This is a genomic window from Gaoshiqia sediminis, from assembly GCF_025907915.1.
In the GTDB taxonomy this organism is placed as follows: domain Bacteria; phylum Bacteroidota; class Bacteroidia; order Bacteroidales; family Prolixibacteraceae; genus Gaoshiqia; species Gaoshiqia sediminis.
In genome coordinates, this window is the sequence record NZ_JAPAAF010000159.1 from 1 (window position 1) to 311 (window position 311).

At 50.5% G+C, this 311-nt stretch carries 1 protein-coding gene; it reads right to left on the bottom strand.

Features of this window, described 5'->3' with window-relative positions; all coding sequences use genetic code 11:
- Positions 1-311: glycoside hydrolase N-terminal domain-containing protein (locus N2K84_RS20395; protein ID WP_282593667.1), on the bottom strand; the 311-nt coding region annotated here is incomplete at both ends.

The following is a 311-nucleotide window of genomic DNA, read 5'->3' on the forward strand; positions in this document are numbered from 1 at the left end:
TGCTCCAGATCGAGCTCGCGGTAGTAATTGGTATAATTCTGATGCCCGTCGAAATTGAGCTCCAGGGTTCCAACCACCTGGTACATCGACCCATTGCGTTCGGTCATCATATTTTGGTTGACCATTTTTTCGGCTTCCTGGTATTTACCTTCAAAAATGAGCTGCCGGATTTCGGGCAAAGCCTCCAACGCTTTCGGATTATCGTTGCGCGACGGCCCACCCGACCAGAAGGTTTCTTCGTTCAGCTGGATTTTTTCGTTAACCGGATCGCCATAAATCATCGCTCCCAACCGGCCATTCCCTACCGGAAG